Origin of the sequence: Agrobacterium sp. O3.4, from assembly GCF_041414895.1 — a bacterium.
In the GTDB taxonomy this organism is placed as follows: domain Bacteria; phylum Pseudomonadota; class Alphaproteobacteria; order Rhizobiales; family Rhizobiaceae; genus Agrobacterium; species Agrobacterium cucumeris.
Genome location: NZ_JALPZP010000001.1, coordinates 125,664 through 146,243, shown reverse-complemented (window position 1 = coordinate 146,243; position 20,580 = coordinate 125,664). Strand labels below are relative to the sequence as shown.

At 60.8% G+C, this 20,580-nt stretch carries 24 protein-coding genes; 16 read left to right on the top strand and 8 right to left on the bottom strand.

The window, feature by feature from the left end; all coding sequences use genetic code 11:
- Positions 1-11: 11 nt before the first annotated feature.
- The gene (gene ung, locus M0412_RS00655; RefSeq protein ID WP_142840548.1) at positions 12-704 is read right to left on the bottom strand and encodes a uracil-DNA glycosylase; all 693 of its coding nucleotides are present in this window, start codon (positions 702-704) and stop codon (positions 12-14) included.
- Positions 705-727: 23 nt separating this feature from the next.
- Positions 728-1,123 (bottom strand): VOC family protein, encoded by a 396-nt coding sequence (locus tag M0412_RS00650; RefSeq protein WP_142840549.1) that lies wholly within the window; start codon positions 1,121-1,123, stop codon positions 728-730.
- 252 nt (positions 1,124-1,375) lie between these two features.
- On the opposite strand from M0412_RS00650, the gene M0412_RS00645 reads away from it, so the two are divergent.
- A complete protein-coding gene (locus tag M0412_RS00645; protein ID WP_142840550.1) occupies positions 1,376-1,732 on the top strand; it encodes a YbaN family protein in 357 nt (118 codons plus the stop codon).
- Positions 1,733-1,743: 11 nt separating this feature from the next.
- Here M0412_RS00645 and M0412_RS00640 read toward each other — a convergent pair whose 3' ends face one another.
- The 3 genes from M0412_RS00640 to M0412_RS00630 are packed head-to-tail and all read right to left on the bottom strand — an operon-like array spanning position 1,744 to position 4,501.
- Positions 1,744-2,526 carry a heme ABC transporter ATP-binding protein gene (locus M0412_RS00640; RefSeq protein ID WP_269703471.1) on the bottom strand — a complete coding sequence of 261 codons (783 nt, stop codon included), beginning with the start codon at positions 2,524-2,526 and terminating at the stop codon, positions 1,744-1,746.
- Positions 2,523-3,611 (bottom strand): iron ABC transporter permease, encoded by a 1,089-nt coding sequence (locus M0412_RS00635; RefSeq protein ID WP_142840552.1) that lies wholly within the window; start codon positions 3,609-3,611, stop codon positions 2,523-2,525. Before M0412_RS00635 ends, M0412_RS00640 begins: the two co-directional genes overlap by 4 nt.
- Positions 3,608-4,501 carry a hemin ABC transporter substrate-binding protein gene (locus tag M0412_RS00630; RefSeq protein ID WP_269703469.1) on the bottom strand — a complete coding sequence of 298 codons (894 nt, stop codon included), beginning with the start codon at positions 4,499-4,501 and terminating at the stop codon, positions 3,608-3,610. The genes M0412_RS00635 and M0412_RS00630 overlap by 4 nt, the downstream gene beginning before the upstream one ends.
- Before the next feature lie 197 nt (positions 4,502-4,698).
- On the opposite strand from M0412_RS00630, the gene M0412_RS00625 reads away from it, so the two are divergent.
- The 5 genes from M0412_RS00625 to M0412_RS00605 all read left to right on the top strand — a co-directional run bounded on the left by M0412_RS00625 (position 4,699) and on the right by M0412_RS00605 (position 8,214).
- Positions 4,699-5,046 (top strand): antibiotic biosynthesis monooxygenase, encoded by a 348-nt coding sequence (locus M0412_RS00625; protein WP_269703467.1) that lies wholly within the window; start codon positions 4,699-4,701, stop codon positions 5,044-5,046.
- Positions 5,047-5,054: 8 nt separating this feature from the next.
- Entirely contained in the window at positions 5,055-5,576 is a 522-nt protein-coding gene (gene hutX / locus M0412_RS00620) for a heme utilization cystosolic carrier protein HutX (protein WP_269703466.1), read from the top strand.
- A 332-nt stretch (positions 5,577-5,908) separates the two neighbouring features.
- Positions 5,909-6,685, top strand: coding sequence for a YbaY family lipoprotein (locus M0412_RS00615; RefSeq protein ID WP_142840556.1), 777 nt, complete (start codon positions 5,909-5,911; stop codon positions 6,683-6,685).
- A 206-nt stretch (positions 6,686-6,891) separates the two neighbouring features.
- Complete coding sequence (gene purU, locus M0412_RS00610) at positions 6,892-7,776, top strand: formyltetrahydrofolate deformylase (RefSeq protein WP_174034207.1); 885 nt, start codon at positions 6,892-6,894, stop codon at positions 7,774-7,776.
- A 108-nt stretch (positions 7,777-7,884) separates the two neighbouring features.
- Entirely contained in the window at positions 7,885-8,214 is a 330-nt protein-coding gene (locus tag M0412_RS00605; protein ID WP_269703461.1) for a hypothetical protein, read from the top strand.
- A gap of 54 nt (positions 8,215-8,268) precedes the next feature.
- Here the strand turns inward: M0412_RS00605 and M0412_RS00600 are convergent, their stop codons facing one another.
- Both M0412_RS00600 and M0412_RS00595 read right to left on the bottom strand, forming a co-directional pair.
- Positions 8,269-9,645, bottom strand: a complete 1,377-nt coding sequence (locus tag M0412_RS00600) for a sensor histidine kinase (protein WP_269703459.1) — start codon at positions 9,643-9,645, stop codon at positions 8,269-8,271.
- Positions 9,642-10,322: a response regulator transcription factor gene (locus tag M0412_RS00595; RefSeq protein WP_269703456.1), complete on the bottom strand. Its 681-nt coding sequence runs from the start codon at positions 10,320-10,322 to the stop codon at positions 9,642-9,644. The genes M0412_RS00600 and M0412_RS00595 overlap by 4 nt, the downstream gene beginning before the upstream one ends.
- Positions 10,323-10,403: 81 nt before the next feature.
- Between M0412_RS00595 and M0412_RS00590 the strand changes: the two genes are divergently transcribed.
- The 10 genes from M0412_RS00590 to dps all read left to right on the top strand — a co-directional run bounded on the left by M0412_RS00590 (position 10,404) and on the right by dps (position 20,002).
- A complete protein-coding gene (locus tag M0412_RS00590; protein WP_246753459.1) occupies positions 10,404-11,471 on the top strand; it encodes an ABC transporter substrate-binding protein in 1,068 nt (355 codons plus the stop codon).
- 448 nt (positions 11,472-11,919) lie between these two features.
- A complete protein-coding gene (locus M0412_RS00585) occupies positions 11,920-12,864 on the top strand; it encodes a tripartite tricarboxylate transporter substrate binding protein (RefSeq protein ID WP_046801524.1) in 945 nt (314 codons plus the stop codon).
- Positions 12,861-13,355, top strand: coding sequence for a tripartite tricarboxylate transporter TctB family protein (locus tag M0412_RS00580; RefSeq protein ID WP_142840562.1), 495 nt, complete (start codon positions 12,861-12,863; stop codon positions 13,353-13,355). Before M0412_RS00585 ends, M0412_RS00580 begins: the two co-directional genes overlap by 4 nt.
- Before the next feature lie 105 nt (positions 13,356-13,460).
- Positions 13,461-14,978, top strand: a complete 1,518-nt coding sequence (locus M0412_RS00575; RefSeq protein WP_020809148.1) for a tripartite tricarboxylate transporter permease — start codon at positions 13,461-13,463, stop codon at positions 14,976-14,978.
- Between the two features lie 129 nt (positions 14,979-15,107).
- On the top strand, positions 15,108-15,368 hold the full coding sequence (locus tag M0412_RS00570; protein ID WP_142840563.1) for a hypothetical protein: 261 nt from the start codon (positions 15,108-15,110) through the stop codon (positions 15,366-15,368).
- A 330-nt stretch (positions 15,369-15,698) separates the two neighbouring features.
- Positions 15,699-16,634 (top strand): siderophore ABC transporter substrate-binding protein, encoded by a 936-nt coding sequence (locus M0412_RS00565; protein ID WP_269703449.1) that lies wholly within the window; start codon positions 15,699-15,701, stop codon positions 16,632-16,634.
- 75 nt (positions 16,635-16,709) lie between these two features.
- Positions 16,710-17,675 carry an ABC transporter permease gene (locus M0412_RS00560; protein ID WP_142840565.1) on the top strand — a complete coding sequence of 322 codons (966 nt, stop codon included), beginning with the start codon at positions 16,710-16,712 and terminating at the stop codon, positions 17,673-17,675.
- A complete protein-coding gene (locus tag M0412_RS00555; RefSeq protein ID WP_142840566.1) occupies positions 17,668-18,636 on the top strand; it encodes an iron chelate uptake ABC transporter family permease subunit in 969 nt (322 codons plus the stop codon). Before M0412_RS00560 ends, M0412_RS00555 begins: the two co-directional genes overlap by 8 nt.
- Positions 18,633-19,391 (top strand): ABC transporter ATP-binding protein, encoded by a 759-nt coding sequence (locus tag M0412_RS00550; protein WP_269703446.1) that lies wholly within the window; start codon positions 18,633-18,635, stop codon positions 19,389-19,391. The genes M0412_RS00555 and M0412_RS00550 overlap by 4 nt, the downstream gene beginning before the upstream one ends.
- Positions 19,392-19,513: 122 nt before the next feature.
- Positions 19,514-20,002, top strand: a complete 489-nt coding sequence (dps, locus tag M0412_RS00545) for a DNA starvation/stationary phase protection protein Dps (protein ID WP_142840568.1) — start codon at positions 19,514-19,516, stop codon at positions 20,000-20,002.
- Positions 20,003-20,080: 78 nt separating this feature from the next.
- Here the strand turns inward: dps and M0412_RS00540 are convergent, their stop codons facing one another.
- Entirely contained in the window at positions 20,081-20,302 is a 222-nt protein-coding gene (locus M0412_RS00540; RefSeq protein ID WP_161991265.1) for a hypothetical protein, read from the bottom strand.
- Positions 20,303-20,580 lie beyond the last annotated feature (278 nt).

The window sequence follows — 20,580 nt, the reverse complement described above, 5'->3', positions numbered from 1 at the left end:
GCAGGGATAACTTACACCGTTTCCGGCAATTGCCAGTCGATCGGCTGGCGCCCGTGGGAGGCGAGAAAAGCGTTGGCCTTGGAAAAATGGCCATTGCCGAAAAAGCCGTTATGGGCCGAAAGCGGCGAAGGATGCGGCGAGCGCAGCACGAGATGCTTGCGCTGATCCACAAACGCCGCCTTTTTCTGGGCGTAGGACCCCCAAAGCAGGAAGACCACGTGATCGCATTCGTCATTGACGGCGCGGATGACAGCGTCGGTGAATTTCTCCCAGCCCTGTCCCTGATGTGAAGCGGCGCGGGATTCTTCCACCGTCAGCACGCTGTTGAGCAAAAGCACGCCCTGTTTTGCCCAGCTTTCCAGAAAACCGTGACCAACCGGGCGGATGCCGAGATCGGCCTGCAATTCCTTGTAGATATTGACGAGCGACGGCGGAATGCGCACGCCGGGCTGCACTGAAAAACACAGACCGTGTGCCTGGCCAAGCCCGTGATAGGGGTCCTGTCCCAGAATGACGACCTTGACCTCATCCAGCGGCGTCAGATCCAGCGCCCGGAAATATTCGGCACCCTTGGGAAAGATGCGCTTGCCGGCTGTTTTTTCGGCAAGCAGGAAATCTTTCAGCTTCAGCATGTAGGGGCTGGCGAATTCACTGGAAAGAACGTGTTTCCAGCTGTCTTCGAGTTTGACGCCTGCCTCTGCCATGCCCGTCTCTCCCATGATGGTGCTTATTTGAACCGGTTGCCGCGCTGCAGCACTTCAATCTTGTAACCATCCGGATCGCAGATGAAAAAGTATTTCGCGAAAGGCTGGCCCTTAAAATCGGCTTCGATGATCTTGCCGGGCGAAAGCCCGATCTCGGTGAAGCGCTGGTGTTCGGCATCCACATCGGCAACGCTGACGGCAAGGTGACCATAGCCATCACCCAGTGCATAGGGCACTTCGCGACCCCGGTTGACGGTCAGCTCCAGCTCGAAATCGCCCTCGGCATTGCTGAGATAGATCAGCGTAAAATTCTCGAACTCGGCGCGTTCCGCAACCTCAAGCCCAAAAGCCTGCGTGTAAAATTCCACCGAACGCTTTTCGTCCAGCACCCGGACCATCGAGTGGATCAGCTTGGCCATGGTGTTTTCCTTCTTCTTCCTGTTAACGGTCCGGTTATGCTCCGGACATCGCGGCCCAAGGGGATAAAGACAGTGCACCCCGCTTTCAACCCTAAAGGCGACCTGCGACAGGAGGTAACAGTCCGATCACGGCAAATGTGATGGTAAAAACCGCCGGCTTTTAAGGTGCGGCGAGGGCCTGCGGCAACAAGGCTCGCGGTTTTCTCGCACCCGCTCTATCATGAGTAGATAAGTCATGATACCGGCATAGCCATGCGCCTTCTGTACCTCTGTCTTGGCTGGCTTATGGTCGCGACCGGCATTGTCGGCGCGTTTCTCCCCGTTTTGCCCACCACGCCGTTTCTGCTTCTGGCGCTCTGGTGCTTCTCCCGCTCTTCACCCAAGCTCGAGGCATGGCTTCTCAGCCATCCCAGATTCGGCCCATCGCTTCGGCGTTGGCGCGAACGTGGCGCAATCGCCCGCAAGGCCAAGATCGCAGCCTTGTCGGCCATGACGGTGAGTTACGCCGCCTTCTGGTTCCTGAGCGACCCGCCGCTCATGCGCGCCGCCATCGTTGCCGCCGTCATGCTCGGTTCGGCGCTGTTCATCGCCACGCGCCCGGAAAGCTGAGCGGGTTTCCCCTAGCGGTGCCGCGACTGCGGCAACACATAAGGAATGTGCCGCGCCGGCAACCGGCCGACCACGCCGCCAATGCCATAGACCCGCGCAATCGTCTCGTCGCTGATCGTTTCCAGCGAAGGCCCGCTCGCCGTCACCCGGCCGCCATGCATGACGATAAGTTGATCGGCAAACTCCGCCGCAAGGTTGAGATCGTGCAGGATGGCAAGCACGAGACCGCCACCAGCCGCGAAATCGCGCGCGGTTTCCAGGACTGCGATCTGGTGGCCGATATCGAGACTTGCCGTCGGCTCGTCGAGAAACAGCGCCCGCACCTCGCCATTTTCCACCGGAAAAGGCACCTGCGCCAGGGCGCGGGCAAATTGCACCCGCTGCTGCTCGCCGCCCGAAAGCATGTTGTAGGAGCGCTGCTCAAAGCCCCTCAAACCCGCCTTCGCAAGCGCCCGGCGGGCCTGTTCTTCCGGCGCGCGTGACCCCTGCGCCACCGCCCCCATGCGCACGATTTCAAGTGCGGTAAAAGGAAAGGCAAGCTGGGTGTTCTGCGGCAGCACGGCCCGCAGGCGGGCAAGCTGGACCGGCTTGAACAGCGGCAGGGCGATGTCGTTATAGGTCACCGAACCATGTTCCGGATGCAGCTCACCGCACAGAACCTTCATCAGCGTGGATTTACCCGCACCGTTCGGGCCGATGATGACATTCACCTTGCCCGGTTTCAGATCGGCGCTGACGTCGTCCAGCAGACGACGACCGGAGCGGATGAGAGTGATGTTTTCGGCCCGGATCATGACGCATTCCGCATGGAAAAACCGCCGCGGCCCAGCAGCAGAAACAGGAAGACCGGCGCGCCGATCAGCGCGGTCACCACACCGATGGGCAGTTCCGCCGGAGCCGCCACCGTGCGGGCGAAGCTGTCCGCCAAGAGCAGAAGCGCGGCGCCGCCCAGCGCCGAGGCCGGCAGCAGGAAGCGATGTGACGGACCGATGGCGAGACGCAGAAGATGCGGCACGACGATGCCGACGAAACCGATGGAACCGGCCGCCGCCACACTTGCCCCGCAGGCGGCGGCAACGGCAAGGATGACGATCCGCTTCAGCCGCTGCACCGGAATGCCCATGTGGAAGGCGGCGGCATCGCCCAGAATCAGCGCATCCAGCCCACGTGCGACGAAGGGAATGATGGCCAGCACGACGATGATGAAGGGCAAGGTGGCAAGCACCTTGGCGGGGGTTGCCCCACCAAGTGAGCCGAGCGACCAGAAGGTGATGTCACGCAGCGCCCGGTCATCGGCGACGAAAATCATCAGGCCGGTCAGTGCGCCGCTGATTGCCGCAACCGCAATACCGGCCAGAATGAGCGTGGTGGTGGAGGTGGCACCATCCTTTGTAGCGATCAGATAAAGTACCCAGGTGTTCAGGAGCCCGCCGAAAAACGCCATCAGCGGCAGAAAATGCGGGCCGAAAAACACCGCAACCGTGGCAAGCGCGCCTTCCCCGAGAGAAATAGCGGCAACCGCAAACAGCGCTGCGCCCGAGGTGACACCGACAATGCCGGGATCTGCCAGCGGATTGCGGAACAGCCCCTGCATCATCGCGCCGGAGACACCGAGCCCCGCGCCGATCAACATGCCGAGCGCCGTGCGTGGCAGGCGCACCGCTTCGAGGATGATTTTGTCACGGGCGTCGAGTTCAGCCGCGCCGCCGGTAAGATAGGTGAAGAGTTCAGAAATGCCGACGCCCGTCGGTCCACTGACAAGCGACACGCCACAGGCAAACAGCAGGATGCCGACAAGCACGGCAAGCGTGACAACCCCCTGCCGGGATCTGTCGCCGGCAACCCTGCCCTCAGCGGAGCTCAAGGCAGCAAGGCTCACGGCTTTACCGCCTCCGGGTAAAGCTTCGCTGCCAGTTCACGACCGGCGGCCGGCGTACGCGGGCCAAAACCGATGAGATAAAGCCCGTCCATGCTGATCAGCGCCTTTGAAGCGGCGGCCGGCGTGGACTGGAAGGCGGGCAGCGCAAAAATCTCGGCCGCCTTGGCGGCATGGTCGCCGCGCGCCATCGTCAGCACCACATCGGGTGCGGCGGCAATGACCGCCTCATCCGTCAGCGGCTTGTAACCACTGATTTCCTGAGCGGCATTGACACCGCCGGCCATTTCGATGATCGCCGCGGCTTCCGTATCCTTGCCCGCCGCCATGACGCGGCCGCCGGCGCTGGAGAGCACGAAAAGAACACGCTTCCTGCTCTTTTCAGGCACCGCCGAAACATCCTTGGCAAGCGCATCCAGTCCGGCCCTTGTCTCCGCCGCCAGCGCCTTCGCCTTGTCGGAAAGCCCCACGGCCGCGCCGACATCCTCGATCTTCTTCGGTATCGCATCGCCGCTTGGCGGCGTATCGACCGTGACGAAAGGCACCGCACTGGCCTTGAGAATAGCAACGACATCCGCCGGGCCGGAGCCGTCTTCGGAGAGGATGAGATCCGGTTTCTGCGACAGAATGCCTTCCGACGACAGCGCCCGCATATAGCCGATGTCAGGCTTGGAGAGCGCATCCGCCGGATAGCTGCTGGTGCTGTCGCGCGCCACGATACGGTCCTGCGCACCCAGCGCATAGAGGATTTCCGTCACCGTACCGCCCACCGCGACGATGCGTTTCGCCTCCGGATTACCCTTGTCCGAAGCCATGGCAGCCGGCGCGGCAAAGGCGATTGCGGCGGGCACGAGTGCGGCGAAAACAAGCGGACGAAGGCGAAAATTCAACATGGCGTTATCCTGAAACACGACACAAACACGGGCGGGCGCGGCTTTGCCCGCACCATTTAACTTGAGTTCTTTGCACATGTTTATGAACCGCGCAATCAATAAGTGGAGTAAATTTGTTCGCTTTGTCGTGAGCCTCTTCCCAACGTCGCCGCGGCTGGATATCCTGACTGAAACAGGAGACTTAAAGGGAGAATTCCATGTTTATCGCAATGAACCGTTTTCGCGTCGTGCCGGGTTACGAGGAAACCTTCGAATCCATCTGGCGCGAACGCAAATCGCACCTCAGCGAATTGCAGGGCTATATCGAATTCCACATGCTGAAAGGCCCCAAGGCCGACGACCACACGCTTTATGCCTCGCACACCGTGTGGGCCACCAAGGACGATTTCCTCGCCTGGACGAAATCCGAACAGTTCCGAGCCGCCCACGCCAGGGCCGGTGATAACCGCGGCAAGGTGGAATATCTCTCCGGCCCGCATTTCGAAGGCTTCGACGTCATCATCCATGAAGACAAGAATGGCGAACGCCGTTCGATTGCTGCCTGAGGCAACCGATGAGCATTGCAGCCCAAAAGACCGATGACCGGCAGGCCCGCGCCGCCGCAGCCCTTGCCGAAAAGCCCGACGGCATCGTCGAAGCCATCGCCGCCAAGGCCGAGGTGACGCCGGCCGAAATTCTGGCGATCCTGCCGCAAGGCGCCGCCGTTTCCGCTGCCGCCGACCGTTTCGACGCGATCTGGAACGAGATGCGCGGCTGGGGCGAAGTCCTCATGATCGTGCAGACCGGCGATATCGTGCTGGAAGTGCCTGGCCACCTGCCGGAAGGCAGTGAAAGCCACGGCTGGTTCAACATCCATGGCGACAGCCCGATCGGCGGTCACATCAAGAAGGACAATTGCACCGGCATAACCTTCGTCGACCGCGGTTTTCACGGCCGCCGCTCCTGTTCCGTCTGGTTCATGAATGCCGCAGGCGGCGCCATGTTCAAGATTTTCGTCCGCCGCGACGAAAACAAGGAATTGCGCGCCGAGCAACTGGCGAAGTTCGAAGCATTGCGGGACGGTTTCCGCGGCTGAGGTGAGCCGGAGACTGCAGCCCGAGGAATTGCTTTCCACGGCTGCGGCGACCTCTCCTAGCCCTCATTCCTGTGCTTGTCACAGGAATCTAGTCAGCCCAAGTCCTTGGGCTGAAAAGACTCCTTTGCCGCGTGGACACGCGGGGGCTGGATTCCTGTGACAAGCACAGGAATAAGGGTGGAGATGCCTCGGCTCTCACAACCGCACACGCCATCACCCACCCCGAACCTCTCCTCGAGCATTCGGGGGAACATCCATCGGTTCATCGCCCGTTCAGTGCCGTTTTCTATCATCCGTTGAAATTCGAACGGAAACCGCACGGAGCAAGCCCCATGAATGATCGCCAGCCTCTTCTTTCCCGCCGCAGTTTTGCCGGGCTTGTTGCGCTCGCCCCGCTTTTTGCGGCAGGCGGCGCGGCTGCCGCACCGGCAAGCCTGCGCGGCACCGTCTCCTATCGTGAGCGCATCGCCCTGCCGCCGGGCGCAACCGTGACCGTACGGCTGATCGATGTCTCGCTGGCGGATGCGCCGTCGCAGACCATTGCCGAAACCACCATCCGCCCACGCGGCCAGGTGCCTGTGCCCTTCGTGCTGCGTTATGACGACCGCGACATCAGGGGCCGCCGCTCCTATGCGCTGAGCGCCGAAATCCGTGACCGCGACCGACTGCTCTTCACCACCACGCAGCGCTATTCGGTATTGACCGGCGGCCGGGATAATACCGACCTCGTGCTGGAGCGTGTGGGTGCCGGCCCGGGCAGGCCGGAACCGGAAGCCGGCATTGACGGGCGCTGGCTGGTGCAGGACATCAGAGGCGAGCGGGTTCGTGGCCGCCGCCAGGCGACGCTTGAAATTTCCCGCGATGGCCGCGTGTCAGCCAATGCCGGCTGCAACGGCATTGGCGGTGAAGTGAAAATCAGCCGCAATCGCGTCGATTTCGGCCGGATGATTTCCACCCAGATGGCCTGCGCTCCCGATATCATGCGCCAGGAACGGCAGTTCATCGATGCGCTGGAAGGCGCGCGCTCCTTCAGGCTGGAGCCGCGCCGCGGCACGCTTGAACTGATCGACGGCCGCGGCCGCACGGCCATGCGCCTGCGCCGCGCCTGAGGCAGTAACGGCCCCACTGTAATGCCTGCCGCCGCCGTGCTGGCCGTGGAACATTCCATGTCGCTTCCGGCACGGCGCGGGTGCCTTTCCCGTTTTATGACTTTGGCTGCGTTCGTCTTGGCGCTTTGCTCTGCCGCAAAGCTGCGCTATGGAACGCGCCAAACCGCGTCGGCTCAAGCCGGCGCGACGTCTTTGAGGGAAAACGCATGACATCCTATGTTCTGACAGTGGCCTGCAAATCGACCCGCGGCATCGTCGCCGCGATTTCCGGTTATCTGGCGGAAAAAGGCTGCAACATCGTCGACAGTTCGCAGTTCGACGATCTGGAAACCGGCAAGTTCTTCATGCGCGTCTCCTTCATTTCGGAAGAAGGCGCGTCCCTGCAGGCCATCACCGAGGGCTTTCAGCCCGTCGCGGAGAAATTCGGCATGCAGGCGGACATCTATCCGGATGGCCAGCGTATGAAGACATTGCTGATGGTGTCGCGTTTCGGCCATTGCCTCAACGACCTTCTCTACCGCTGGAAGATCGGCGCGCTGCCGATCGACATCGTCGGCGTCGTTTCCAACCATTTCGATTACCAGAAGGTCGTCGTTAATCACGACATCCCCTTCCACCACATCAAGGTGACGAAGGAAAACAAGCCGAAGGCCGAAGCCCAGCTTATGGACCTGGTCGAGACCAGCGGCACGGAACTCGTCGTGCTGGCCCGTTACATGCAGGTTCTCTCCGATGACCTGTGCCGCAAGATGTCGGGCAAAATCATCAACATCCACCACTCCTTCCTCCCCTCCTTCAAGGGTGCCAACCCCTACAAGCAGGCCTATGAGCGCGGCGTGAAGCTGATCGGTGCGACAGCGCACTACGTCACCGCCGATCTCGACGAAGGCCCGATCATCGAACAGGACACGGTGCGCGTCACCCACGCGCAATCGGCCGAAGACTATGTCTCGCTTGGCCGCGACGTGGAAAGCCAGGTACTGGCCCGCGCTATCCACGCCCACATCCACCACCGCACCTTCATCAACGGTAACCGCACCGTGGTCTTCCCGCCAAGCCCGGGAAGTTATGCTTCGGAACGGATGGGGTGAGATAACGGCACAGCCGAACTGAACGATGCGGAATTATTTTCACCAACCGGCAACCGAGCAACTCATGTAGCCGTTTCTTGACCGTAGCCCAACAGCGAGGTCATTCACATGAAAAAACTGGTCATTGCCGGCGCCGCGTTTCTCATCGCGGCAGGGTCTAGTTTTGCCCAACAGCCGCCTCCTCCGCCAACCCCGGGAGCAGCCGACGCCGGCCCCAGGGCAGATGCACCGCCCCCGCCGCCGCCCGGCCCTGATGGTCAGAAACATGCCGGTTGGCGGGATGGTCCGCACGGCAAGAGAATGCCGCCGCCATCCAAGGCAGCTCATTTCCGCCTGGAAGACGGCGAGCGCAAGATCGATGTGAAATGTGCTGACGATGAGCCGATGAAGGCCTGCGCAGACATCATGATGCAAATCATCGACAAAATGAACGAATAACGCCAGTCGATGTCCCATTGGGCATCATAGTGGGGCGGCTTTGAATGCGCCGCCTCACCTAAAGCGTATTCTTGCCCTCAAGCCCCGCCCGTCCGCCCCATCCTCCAGCGTTAGCCGCCCGCCGAACAGCCCGGCGATTTCCTCGACGATGGCAAGGCCGAGGCCGGCGCCGGGGGCGGCGTTTTCTTCGCCGCGGGCGAAGCGCTGGCGTACCATGGCCCGTTTTTCAGGCGGAATACCGGGGCCGTTATCTTCAACTTCCAGCCAGACCGTGCCCGTCTCCCTGCCGACACGCACGGTGACTTCCGCCCCACGCCCGGCATAGTTGATGGCATTGGAGACGAGGTTGCCGATCAGCTCGCCGATCAAGAGTGGTTCGGCAAGAATGGTCGCTTCGCCCTCGCCTTCGAAACCGAGATCAATGCCGGCGTCGGCCGCGCGCGGCACGAAATCGGCGGTCACGTTCTGCGCAACGGCCACGAGGTCTATCGCGGAAAAATCGTGTTTTTCGCTGGAGCCAGCGGCGTCGATATTGGCCATGCGCAGAAGCTGGGCAAGGATATGTTCGGCATGCGCCACTGACGCGCCGCCCTTCAGCGCCGCCGCCTGCGCCTCCTCTAAACTTCCGGCACGGGCGGAAAGCGCTAGCTGGGTGCTGATGATGGCAAGCGGTGTGCGCAGCTGGTGGCTGGCATTGCCGGTGAAATGCCGGAGCGCATCGAGCGCCGATTGCAGCCGCACCATGAAGGAATTGACGGTCTCCACCAGATTTTCCACCTCCACCGGCACGGATTGACGGATGGGGTGCAGGTCGTTCGGGCTGCGCTCGGCAATGGCTTCGCTGAGCCGGTAAAGCGGCCTCAGCGAAATCGTCACCGCAATCCAGACGATGATCGCCGCCCCCACGATCATCAAAAGCAGCCGCAGCGCCGAACGCAGAATGATGGCCTGCGCCAGCTGGCTGCGGGCAATGGTGGTTTCGGCGACCGTTACGGAAAACGGCACGGAATTGATGCCGGTGGAGGCAAAACGGCGGATAGCGGCAATACGGATCGGCTCGTCGCGAAACACCGCATCGCGATAGGCGGGCGTATCGCCATTCGTGTTCTCCACCGTCGGCAGGTTCTGGTAACCGGTGAGGAATTGCCCGTTCGGCCCGTCGACACGGTAAAACACCCGATCCTGCGCCGCAGATGTCAGCATTTCCAGCGCGACATAGGGAATATCGACTTCCAGCGAGCCGTCTTCGGCCACCACCACCCGCTCGGCAATGGCGAGCGCCGAACCTGAGAGCACCCGGTCGGAGACGACATTGGCGGTGTTGACCGCCTCGCGCCAGGTATCGGTCAGCGCAACACAGCCGATGATGGCGGTGGAGATGAGAAGCCAGCCTAGAAGTCGCCGCCTGAGCGAATAGGCGGCCTGTCTCATTCAGCCATCTCCGGCAGCTTTTCCAGATAATAACCGATGCCGCGCGCCGTCTTCACCGTCAGCCCGTGGGGAGCGAGCCGCTTGCGCAGGCGGCTGACATATTGCTCGATGGCATTGGCGGAAATATCGTCGTCGAAGCCAGTGAGCGACTGTACGATCGCCTCCTTGGCGACCACCTTGCCTGCCCGCATGAACAGCACTTCCAGCAGCGCCACCTCGCGTGCCGGAATATCAAGCGGACGCCCATCGGCCGAAAAGGTGCGCGATGTGAGATCAAACAGCACCTTGCCGAAACTGAGCGCCGAGGAGCGCAGGCCGGCATTGCGGCGCAGCAGCACCCGCACCCTTGCCTCGAATTCGGTAATGTCGAACGGCTTGATCATGTAGTCGTCGGCACCGAGATCGAGCCCCTTGACCTTTTCCTCCGGCGTACCGCGCGCCGTCAGGATCAACACCGCCGCCTTGTCCTGGCGCGAACGCATGGAGCGCAACACTTCGATACCGTCCATTTCCGGCAGGTTGAGATCGAGAATGACCAGATCGAAACTTTCAGCCGCAATCGCCGCATCGGCGGAAGAGCCGTCGGAAACCACGTCCACCGCATAGCCACTGCCACGCAGCAGCGCCGAAAGACCTTCCGACAGCACCTGATTGTCCTCGACCAGCAAAATACGCAAATCTTCCTCCTGCAGCATTCCCGAGTTTAACCAAGCCCTTACCGCTTGTGAATGGCAAGCGCCTGCGGCATGATCTTTTCCATGCGTATCTGTCTTCTTCTTTGCCTTTGTCTCTGCATGGCCTCACCCGCGCTTGCGCAGGTTGCCGTTTTTCCGGCCCCATCAGGCAAGGCGGATGCGCAAACGCTGGTGGTCTATTCCTCTCTGGATGAACCTCTGGCAACGCCGATGATCGAGGGTTTCCAGAAGGCCAATCCTGATATCGCCGTCCATTACGAGGATATGCTGACCGGCGAAATCTATGACCGCATCGTCAAGGAAACCGATGCCGGCAAACAGACCGCTGATTTCGCTTTCTCTTCCGCCATGGATCTGCAGGTAAAATTGAGCAATGACGGTTACGCCCAGCGCTCGGATCTCGCCATGAGCGCCCGCTGGCCCGCCTGGGCCAACTGGCGCAACACCGCCTATGCGCTGACCTTCGAGCCGGCGGTCTTCGTGTATCACAAGCCGAGTTTCACCACCGAAAAGCCGCCCGCCACCCGCGCCGAATTCGTCAATTACCTCGAACACCACGCCAAGGAGGTACATGGCCGCATCGCCACCTACGATATTGAGCGCTCCGGTGTCGGCTTCCTGTTCATGTCGCGGGACCAGGAGCAGTTCGGCGATATCTGGAGCGTGATCAAGGCCATGGGGGCCGCGGGCGTGAAGGTCTATTCCACCTCCTCGGCCATTCTGGAGCGCGTTTCCGACGGCCGCTTCGTGCTGGGCTATAATATTCTCGGCTCCTATGCGGCGGACTGGGCCTCACGCCACCCCGATGTCGGCATCGTCTTGCCCAAGGATTATACCGTGGTCATGTCGCGCATCGGGCTGGTGCCGGAAGCCGCCGCCAATCCCGAACTCGGCCGCCGCTATCTCGAATTCTTCATGTCCAAGGAAGGCCAGACGATCATGGCCCGGCAATTGCAGATCCCGGCCGTCAGCCCGGAAGTGGCGGGCGAAAACACCGCCAACACCATGCAGGCCATCCACGGCGCACAATTGCGCCCGGTCCCCGTCAGCCCCGGCCTGATGGTCTATCTGGACCAGGTCAAGCGCAGCCGGCTGATCGAGCGCTGGAACGAGGCGTTGCGCTCGCAATAAAGGGTTGAGAATGCCGAGTGCTGGAGTTCTCCTCATCCCTGTGCTTGTCACAGGGATCCAGCCAGCCCAAGTCCTTGGGCTGAGAGGAGTCCTTACGTCACGCAGACGCGCGCCGGCTGGATTCCTGTGACAAGCACAGGAATGAGGGTGGAGTGAGCGTCCAAAGCACAAAGCAAAGTCGCAGCACACACCGTTGTGGACGTCCGGCACAAATTAATAGAGAGTAAATGCGCAAGGACTTGCGTAGCGTCAGTTAGATGACAGCTTTTTGTGATGCTCTGCAATCCTTCTTCATTCCGTGGAGGCGGAAGAAGATGCGGGAGGAAATCTTGAGGATTGCCAAGGCCCTGCGCTGAGTTCTCAGCGCCGGCACAGATGCGCCCTGAAGCCCCCTTCCGCATAAACGAAAAACGACGCCCAAAAGGGCATCCTGAGGAGGGTTTTCTAAGTGAAACATTTTCTTATCGGCACATTTCTGGCGGGCGTGATCGCTCTTCCGGCGGTTGCAGCGGATTACACCATCATTGCCCCGGCCAACCCCGGCGGCGGCTGGGACCAGACCGCACGTTCCCTGCAGACCGTGCTGCAGGAAGAAGGCATTTCCAAGAGCGTTCAGGTGCAGAACGTACCGGGCGCCGGCGGCACCATCGGTCTTGCGCAGTTCGCCAGCCAGCAGAAGGGCAACCCGAACGCCCTCATCGTCGGCGGTTACGTGATGGTCGGCGCGATCCTCACCAACAAGTCGCCCGTCACCCTCAATGAAGTGACGCCGATCGCCCGCCTGACCGGCGAATATGAAGCCATCGTCGTTCCGGCATCTTCGCCGCTGAAGACCATCGGCGACCTCGTCGACCAGCTCAAGAAGGACCCGGGCAGCGTTTCCTGGGGCGGCGGCTCTGCGGGCGGCACCGACCATATCGCCGTTGGCCTGATCGCCAAGGCGGCCGGTGTTGATCCGACCAAGATCAACTACATCGCTTATTCCGGTGGCGGCGAAGCGCTTGCCTCGATCCTCGGCTCGCAGGTCACGGCCGGCATTTCGAGCTACGGCGAATTCGAAAGCCAGGTCAAGGCCGGCACGCTGCGCCTGCTCGCCGTTTCCAGCGAAGAGAAGCTGGAAGGCGTTGACGCACCGACGCTGAAGGAAAGCGGCCTTGATGTCGTCGTCCAGAACTGGCGCATGGTCGCCGCTGCTCCCGGCCTGACACCGGAACAGGAAAAGGCCGTTAGTGCAGACGTCGAAAAGCTGGCGAAATCCGCCAAGTGGCAGGAAACCCTGAAGACCAAGAGCTGGATGGACACCTACCTTTCCGGCGACGAGTTCAAGGCACAGCTTGCCAAGGACACTGCCGCTACCGAAACGATCCTCAAAGACATCGGACTGGTAAAATGAGCCAGGGTTCCAACCCTTCTGAGCATCAAAAGCGCCGCCCTGATTGGGCGGCGCTGGCGATCGCCGTCTTCCTCGTTCTCATTGCCTGCGTGATCTTCTGGGACAGCGCGCGTCTCGCCAGCGTCACCGGTTATTCGCCGGTCGGCCCGGCAACCGTGCCTTATGCCATAGGCTTCTGTCTTGTCGGCCTGGCGCTCTGGACAGCCGTTGAGGCCTGGCGCGGTGATTTTCCCGAACGCGACAGGCAGGAAATCGCTCCGGTCGTCTGGGTCATTGCCGGTCTCGCCGCGCAGATGCTGCTACTGAATGTGGCGGGTTTCTCCATTGCCACGGGTCTGCTTTTCGCCTTCACGGCGCGCGCCTTCGGCAAACGCAAACTCTGGTATTCGATCCCCATCGGCATCGTTCTGAGCTTTGCGATCTGGTTCATTTTTGCGCGCCTGCTGCAGCTTTCGCTGCCCGCCGGCCCCCTGGAACGGCTGTTCTTCTAACAGCCATTCCGACCAAATTCGAGATCACAGGAAACCGCAGGCGCGCGATGACGCACGCCAGCCGTTCCGCCCGCCCATCGGGTCCACTTTGGGGGACATCTGTCCATGAGTACGTTTGAATTCCTGCTGCACGGTCTTGAGGTTGCTGCCCAACCCATGAACCTGCTTTATGCGCTGATCGGCGTCACGCTCGGCACCGCCGTCGGCGTTCTGCCCGGCATCGGGCCTGCGCTGACCGTGGCGCTGCTTCTGCCCGTCACCTACAGGCTCGACCCCGCCGGTTCGCTCATCATGTTCGCCGGTATCTATTATGGCGGCATGTATGGCGGATCGACCACCTCGATCCTGCTCAACACGCCGGGCGAAAGCGCCTCGATCGTCACAGCGCTCGAAGGCAACAAGATGGCCCGCAAGGGTAGAGGCGGCCCGGCGCTGGCCACCGCCGCCATCGGCTCTTTCGTCGCCGGCCTGATCGCCACCATCGCGCTCGCCTTCATCGCGCCCTATATCGTCAAGCTGGCGCTGGTCTTCGGCCCGCGTGAATATTTCGCGCTGATGGTGCTCGCCTTCGTCACCGTTTCCTCCGCTTTCGGAGATTCGGCACTGCGCGGCCTCACCTCGCTGTTCATCGGTTTTGCGCTTGCCATCGTCGGCATCGACCAGCTGACCGGCCAGACCCGCATGAGCTTCGGCATTCCCGATCTGCTCGACGGTGTGGAAGTGACGACGCTTGCGGTTGCCATGTTCGCCATCGGCGAAACGCTGTTCATCGTCGCCCAGGGCAGTACCGGCCCCGACAAGGTCGAAGCCGTCAAGGGCTCGGTCTGGATGAGCGCGCAGGACTGGGCACGCTCCTGGAAAGCCTGGTTGCGCGGCACGCTGATCGGCTTCCCCATCGGCGCCATGCCGGCAGGCGGTGCTGAAATCGGCACCTTCCTGTCCTACGCCACCGAAAAGAAGCTGACCAAATATCCGGAAGAATTCGGTCATGGCGCCATCGAAGGCGTGGCCGGTCCGGAAGCCGCCAACAATGCGTCCGCCGCCGGCACGCTGGTGCCACTGCTCACACTCGGCCTGCCGACCACGGCAACCGCCGCCATCATGCTCGCCGGCTTCCAGCAATATGGTCTGCAGCCCGGCCCGTTGCTGTTCGCCACCAATCCGCAGCTCGTCTGGGGCCTGATCGCCAGCCTGTTCATCGCCAACCTGATGCTGCTGGTGCTCAACCTGCCGCTCGTCGGCCTGTGGGTGAAGCTGCTGACCATTCCGAAGCCCTGGCTCTACGCGGGTATTCTGCTGTTTGCGACACTCGGCACCATCGGCGCCAACCCGTCGGTCTTCGAACTCGGCATGCTGCTCGCCTTCGGTATCCTCGGCTATATCATGCGCATCTTCGGTTATCCGATTGCGCCTGCGGTCGTTGGTCTCATCCTCGGCCCACTTGCCGAACAGCAGCTGCGCCGTGCACTTGCCATCGGCCAGGGCGACCCGACGGTGCTGTTCACTTCGCCGATTGCTGTTGGCCTGTTCATCGTTGCGGCAGCCGCCTTCATCATCCCGCTGATCATGCGTATCCGCGGCCGTGGCGAGGTGCTGACGCAGCTTGCCGCCAACGAAGACTGAGAAACCACGAACCTCCCAAGGCAACTGGCCCCGTATCTTCGGATGCGGGGCCTTTTTTATTCACGCCAACGGGATATGTGGCACATGTGCAGCCGTGATAGGATCACTCTCCAAACCTGGGAGAAAAACATGCGCACGATCGCGATCATGATGGTTCTGGCCCTTGCCGGCTGCTCCACCGCCGCCCCCGATGTGGAACCCATTCCCGGCAGTATCACCTATGGCGGGCAACCCCGTACCAAACTCACCAAATCCCCCATCGGCAGCACGCTCAGCAATGAATTTGTCATGGAGGATGGGCGGTTTGCCGTGGAAACCTATCGGGTGCAGCCGGACCGGTCGCTGAAGCTGGAGAGGCGCGAAATTGTTGGTGACTGGCCGCCGGATTGACAGCGGCTGTCACGTTGGTCGTGATGGGTAAAAGGCACCGACAAAATTGACGCCGGCCTTTCCTTCCCCTCAACGTCATCCTCGGACTTGATCCGAGGATCCATCACCACCGCCGCATTGGATCCTCGGATCAAGTCCGAGGATGACGGGGAAGAGGTTCGAGCAGATGTTTCATCTGCCCCCACATTTCCCGCTCACCGCAATTCAGAACCGTTCTAAAACATATTTTTGATTTCCGCCGACCTTGTCAATAAAGCTGATAACGAACATCAAGTTAACCCGACGGAAAGCTTTCCGCCGGTCCGGAACCATATTGCAAGGGACATATTCGTGGCCATCAACTTCACCTTCCCCGTTCGGCTGCTGGCGGCAGCGGCCTTCAGCCTTGGCGCAATGACCGCGGGCGCGCAGGAAATGACGATCAAGCACGCGCAGGGCGAAACCGTGCTGAAAGCGGCACCGAAGAAGGTTCTGGTTCTGGATATTCCCTCGCTCGACAATCTCGATGCGCTGGGCGTCGAGCCGACAGGCGTCGTCGGCTCCAACCTGCCGGCCTATCTGCAGAAATATGCCGACGGCAAATATCTGAAGGTCGGCACGCTGTTCGAGCCCGATTACGAGGCGATCAATGCGGCTGAAGCCGATCTCGTCATTGTCGGCGGCCGTTCGCGGGCGAAATATCCTGACGTTTCGAAGATCACGCCCGCCATCGACATGTCGATCGATTCCAAGGAATTCATCAACAGCGTCAAAGGCAACATCACCAAGCTCGGCGATATCTTCGGCAAGCAGGAAGAGGCAAAGAAGCTCGACGCCGCCCTCGACGAAAAAGTCGCCAGGCTGAAAGAGATCGCCCCGAATTCCGGCACGGCGATGATCCTGCTGACCAATGCCGGCAAGGTCGGCGTGTATGGCCCGAGCTCGCGCACCGGCTGGCTGCACACAGAAATCGGCTTCAAGCCGGTCGCCGCCGACATTGATGACCGCTTCGACCGCGGCGACGTCGTATCCTTCGAATATCTGGCCGAGGTCAATCCCGAGTGGCTGTTCGTGATCGACCGTGACGCCGGCATCGGCCGCGCCACCGACCCCGGCAAGGCCGCCGCGCAGGTGCTGGATAACGAACTGATCCACCAGACCAATGCCTGGAAGAAAAAGCAGATCGTCTATCTCGATCCGCAGGCGGCCTATATCGTCAGCAGCGGTTATACGGCGCTCAACACCCTGCTCGATCAGGTCTACAAGGCCGTCTCCGAGAAGAAGTAACCCCTGCCAATACCATCAGGGCTCCCGATGGCTTGAGGCCGCCGGGAGCTTTCGCCTTTTCCGGAAACTGCCAACGTGAAGTCCCTTTCACTGATATCAGCCCTTCTTCTGGCTTTGACGCTCGCCATCGTCAGCCTGTTCGTCGGCGTGAGCGACGTTTCGCTCACAACGCTCTTTTCGCCTGATACGAGCGCGGATGCGCTGCGCGTGCTGCTCGTCAGCCGCATTCCGCGCACGCTGGCGCTCATCTTGGCCGGCAGCTCGATGGCGATTGCCGGTCTCATCATGCAGATGCTGGTGCGCAACCGCTTCGTGGAACCTTCGACGGCCGGCACGACCGAATCCGCCGGTCTCGGCCTTCTCGTCGTCACCCTGTTTGCACCCGAAACGCCGATCTTCGGCAAGATGCTGGTGGCAGCCGTTTTCGCGCTCGCCGGCACGGCGCTTTTCCTGCGCATCCTGAGACAGGTACCGCTGCGCGATGTGCTGCTGGTGCCGCTGATCGGCATCATGCTCGGCGGCGTCATTTCCGCCGTCACCACGTTCTTCGCCTATCGTTTCGACCTGCTGCAATCGCTCGGCGCATGGATGACCGGCGATTTTTCCGGCGTGCTGCGCGGCCGGTATGAATTGCTGTGGGTCGGTTTCCTCTTCGCCATTGCCGCCTATCTCGCCGCCGACCGCTTCACCGTGGCCGGCATGGGGCGCGACTTCACCACCAATCTCGGCCTCAACTACCGCCGGGTGATGGCGCTCGGCCTCACAATCGTTTCTCTGGTCAGCGCCGTCGTCGTCGTCACCGTCGGCATGATCCCGTTTCTCGGCCTGATCGTACCGAATGTCGTCAGCCTGATGATCGGCGACAATATGCGCCGCTCCGTGCCCTGGGTGGCAACGCTTGGCGCGGTCTTCGTGCTTTCCTGCGACATCATCGGTCGGACCGTGCGCGCGCCATACGAGATACCGATCGGCACCGTGGTCGGCGTCATCGGCAGCGCGCTGTTCCTCTATCTCCTGCTGCGGAAACGCCACCATGCGTGAGAGACATCCCGACCGGCGTGCAAAAACCGTTCTGCTCGTGCTCGCGGCATTCGCACTCATCTCCATGGCCGCCTTCATGACACTCGGCGCAAAAGGGAGCTGGAGCTTCGTACTGCCGTTTCGCGGCATCAAGCTTCTGTCGCTCTTGCTGGTGGCCTATGCCATCGCCGTCTCCACGGTGCTGTTCCAGACCGTCACAAACAATCGCATCCTCACCCCTTCGGTGATGGGTTTCGATTCGCTTTACGTGCTGATGCAGACCGGGCTGATCTTCGTCTTCGGCTCGGCAACCGTTGTCATGATCGATCCGCAGCTGAAGTTCATCGTTGAAACCGCGCTGCTCGTCACCTTTTCCGCCCTGCTCTATCGCTGGCTTTTCGTTGGCGCGGAACGCAGCCTGCATCTTCTCGTACTGGTCGGCATCGTCTTCGGCGTCTTTTTCCGCAGCCTCTCGGGCTTCATGCAGCGCGTTCTCGACCCGAACGAATATACGGTGCTGCAGGACGTGCTCTTCGCCAGCTTCAACTCCATCGATCCCACGCTTCTGACGATCTCGGCGATCATCATCGGTGTCGTGACCATCATCGGGCTGCGCCTCCTGCACACGCTCGACGTCCTCTCGCTTGGCCGGGCAACGGCCATCAGCCTTGGCGTCGACTATAAACGCACGGTCACGATCATCCTCGTGCTGGTCTCCGTGCTCGTCGCCGTCTCAACCGCGCTCGTCGGCCCGGTCATGTTCTTCGGCCTGCTGGTCGCCGCCCTTGCCCATTATCTCACCGGCAACAGCAAACACGCCTATGTGCTGCCGGCGGCGATCCTCATCGCCATAATCTGCCTCGTTGGTGGCCAGGTGGTGCTGGAGCGGGTCTTCGCCTTCGATACGGCACTTTCCATCATCATCGAATTTCTGGGCGGCATCGTCTTTATCGGTCTTATTTTGAAGCGGGGTGCGCGATGATCATCGCCAGTCAGATCAGCAAATCCTATGGCGATACGCTCGTCGTCGACGGCGTCTCCGTCTCCATTCCGGCAGGCGGCGTCACCTCGATCATCGGCCCGAACGGGGCGGGAAAATCGACGCTGCTTTCCATCGTCGCGCGGCTGATGTCCATGGACGCAGGAACCGTGACGGTGGACGGTCTGGATGTGAGCAAGACCGCTTCCGACACGCTGGCAAAACGCCTTTCGATCCTGCGGCAAGACAACCACATCTCCTCGCGCCTGACGGTGCGCGATCTTGTCGGTTTCGGCCGTTACCCCTATTCCAAGGGCCGCCCGACCATCGAGGACAAGGTCCATATTGACCGGGCGCTGGAGTATCTGCATCTCGAACCGCTGGCCGGCCGCTTTCTGGACGAGCTTTCCGGCGGCCAGCGCCAGCGCGCCTTCGTGGCCATGGTTCTGTGTCAGGACACGGATTATGTGCTGCTCGACGAGCCGCTCAACAATCTCGACATGAAACACGCCTCCAGCATGATGAAGATCATGCGCAAGGCAGCCGACGAATTGAAAAAGACCGTGGTTCTGGTGCTGCACGACATCAACTTCGCCTCCTGGTATTCCGACACCATCATCGCCATGCGCGAGGGCCGCATCTGCCATCAGGGACCGGCGCAAGAAATCATCCGCCCGGAGATTCTCAAGGACATCTACGACATGCCGATCCGCGTCGAGGACATAGACGGCCGGCGCATCTGCCTGTTTTACGAATGACATGATGATTGCGCAGGATTTTTGCCGCTGCGGTGCTTAACATGGAACAGGGCCACAGGCCCGGACGTTAATCGACAGACTTTTCCAAAGCGGCATTCCGTCCGCAACTTCAGGAGACATCGATGAAGACGCACAAGACGAAAAACGATCTGCCTTCCAACGCGAAATCGACCGTGATCGGCATTCTGAATGAATCGCTCGCCTCGGTGATCGACCTTGCGCTTATCACCAAGCAGGCGCACTGGAACCTGAAAGGCCCGCAATTCATCGCCGTCCACGAACTTCTCGACACTTTCCGCACCCAGCTCGACAATCACGGCGATACGATTGCCGAACGCGTCGTGCAGCTTGGCGGCACGGCGCTCGGCAGCCTGCAAGACGTCTCCTCAACGACGAAGCTCAAGGCCTATCCGACCGATATCTACAAGATCCACGACCATCTCGACGCTCTGATCGAACGTTATGGCGAGGTGGCGAACATGATCCGCAAGGCGATCGACGATTCCGACGAGGCCGGTGATCCGACGACGGCCGACATCTTCACCGCCGCCTCGCGCGATCTCGACAAATCCCTGTGGTTCCTCGAAGCACACGTACAGGAAAAGAGCTGAGCCAAAGGCATTATCGGCCGGCTCATCACAGCAAAGCGCCCGAGAGACTCGGGCGCTTTTTTCGTAAAGATGATGCCATCAATGGCGGCGCAGAACCGCAAGCCCTATGTCGCGCAACATCTCATGATCCAGAATGCCGCGCTGAGCGCTGCGGATCAAAATTGCTGCACATTCATTGGCAACATGGCTGCTGCGATCTTGAAGGCACTCGAAACAAACACCATCGAAAATATTCTGCAGATCGGTGATTTGTTCTGGCGACAATTGTGCGCCGACTCTTTCAAAAGCTGCGTACGACAAGGCTCATCCTCCCGATGATGATATGCCAAGTATCGTTTCTTTTTTTCGTGGGCATCAATTTTGTACACCCGAACGAATCACTTGTCGAATCAGATTTTAACCAAATGTAAACAGGTTATTTTCTGCACTACCGGTCATCCGCGCGCCCTCTGCCGTGGCAATAAAGACCATCAGAAACAACGCTTTCGCCCGCCCCTGACTGCATATGGCGCTGCCTCCGGCGCGCCCCTTCGAATAAAGCAGCAGCCGGAAGGATTTCCACCGAAACCGCAAAAGAA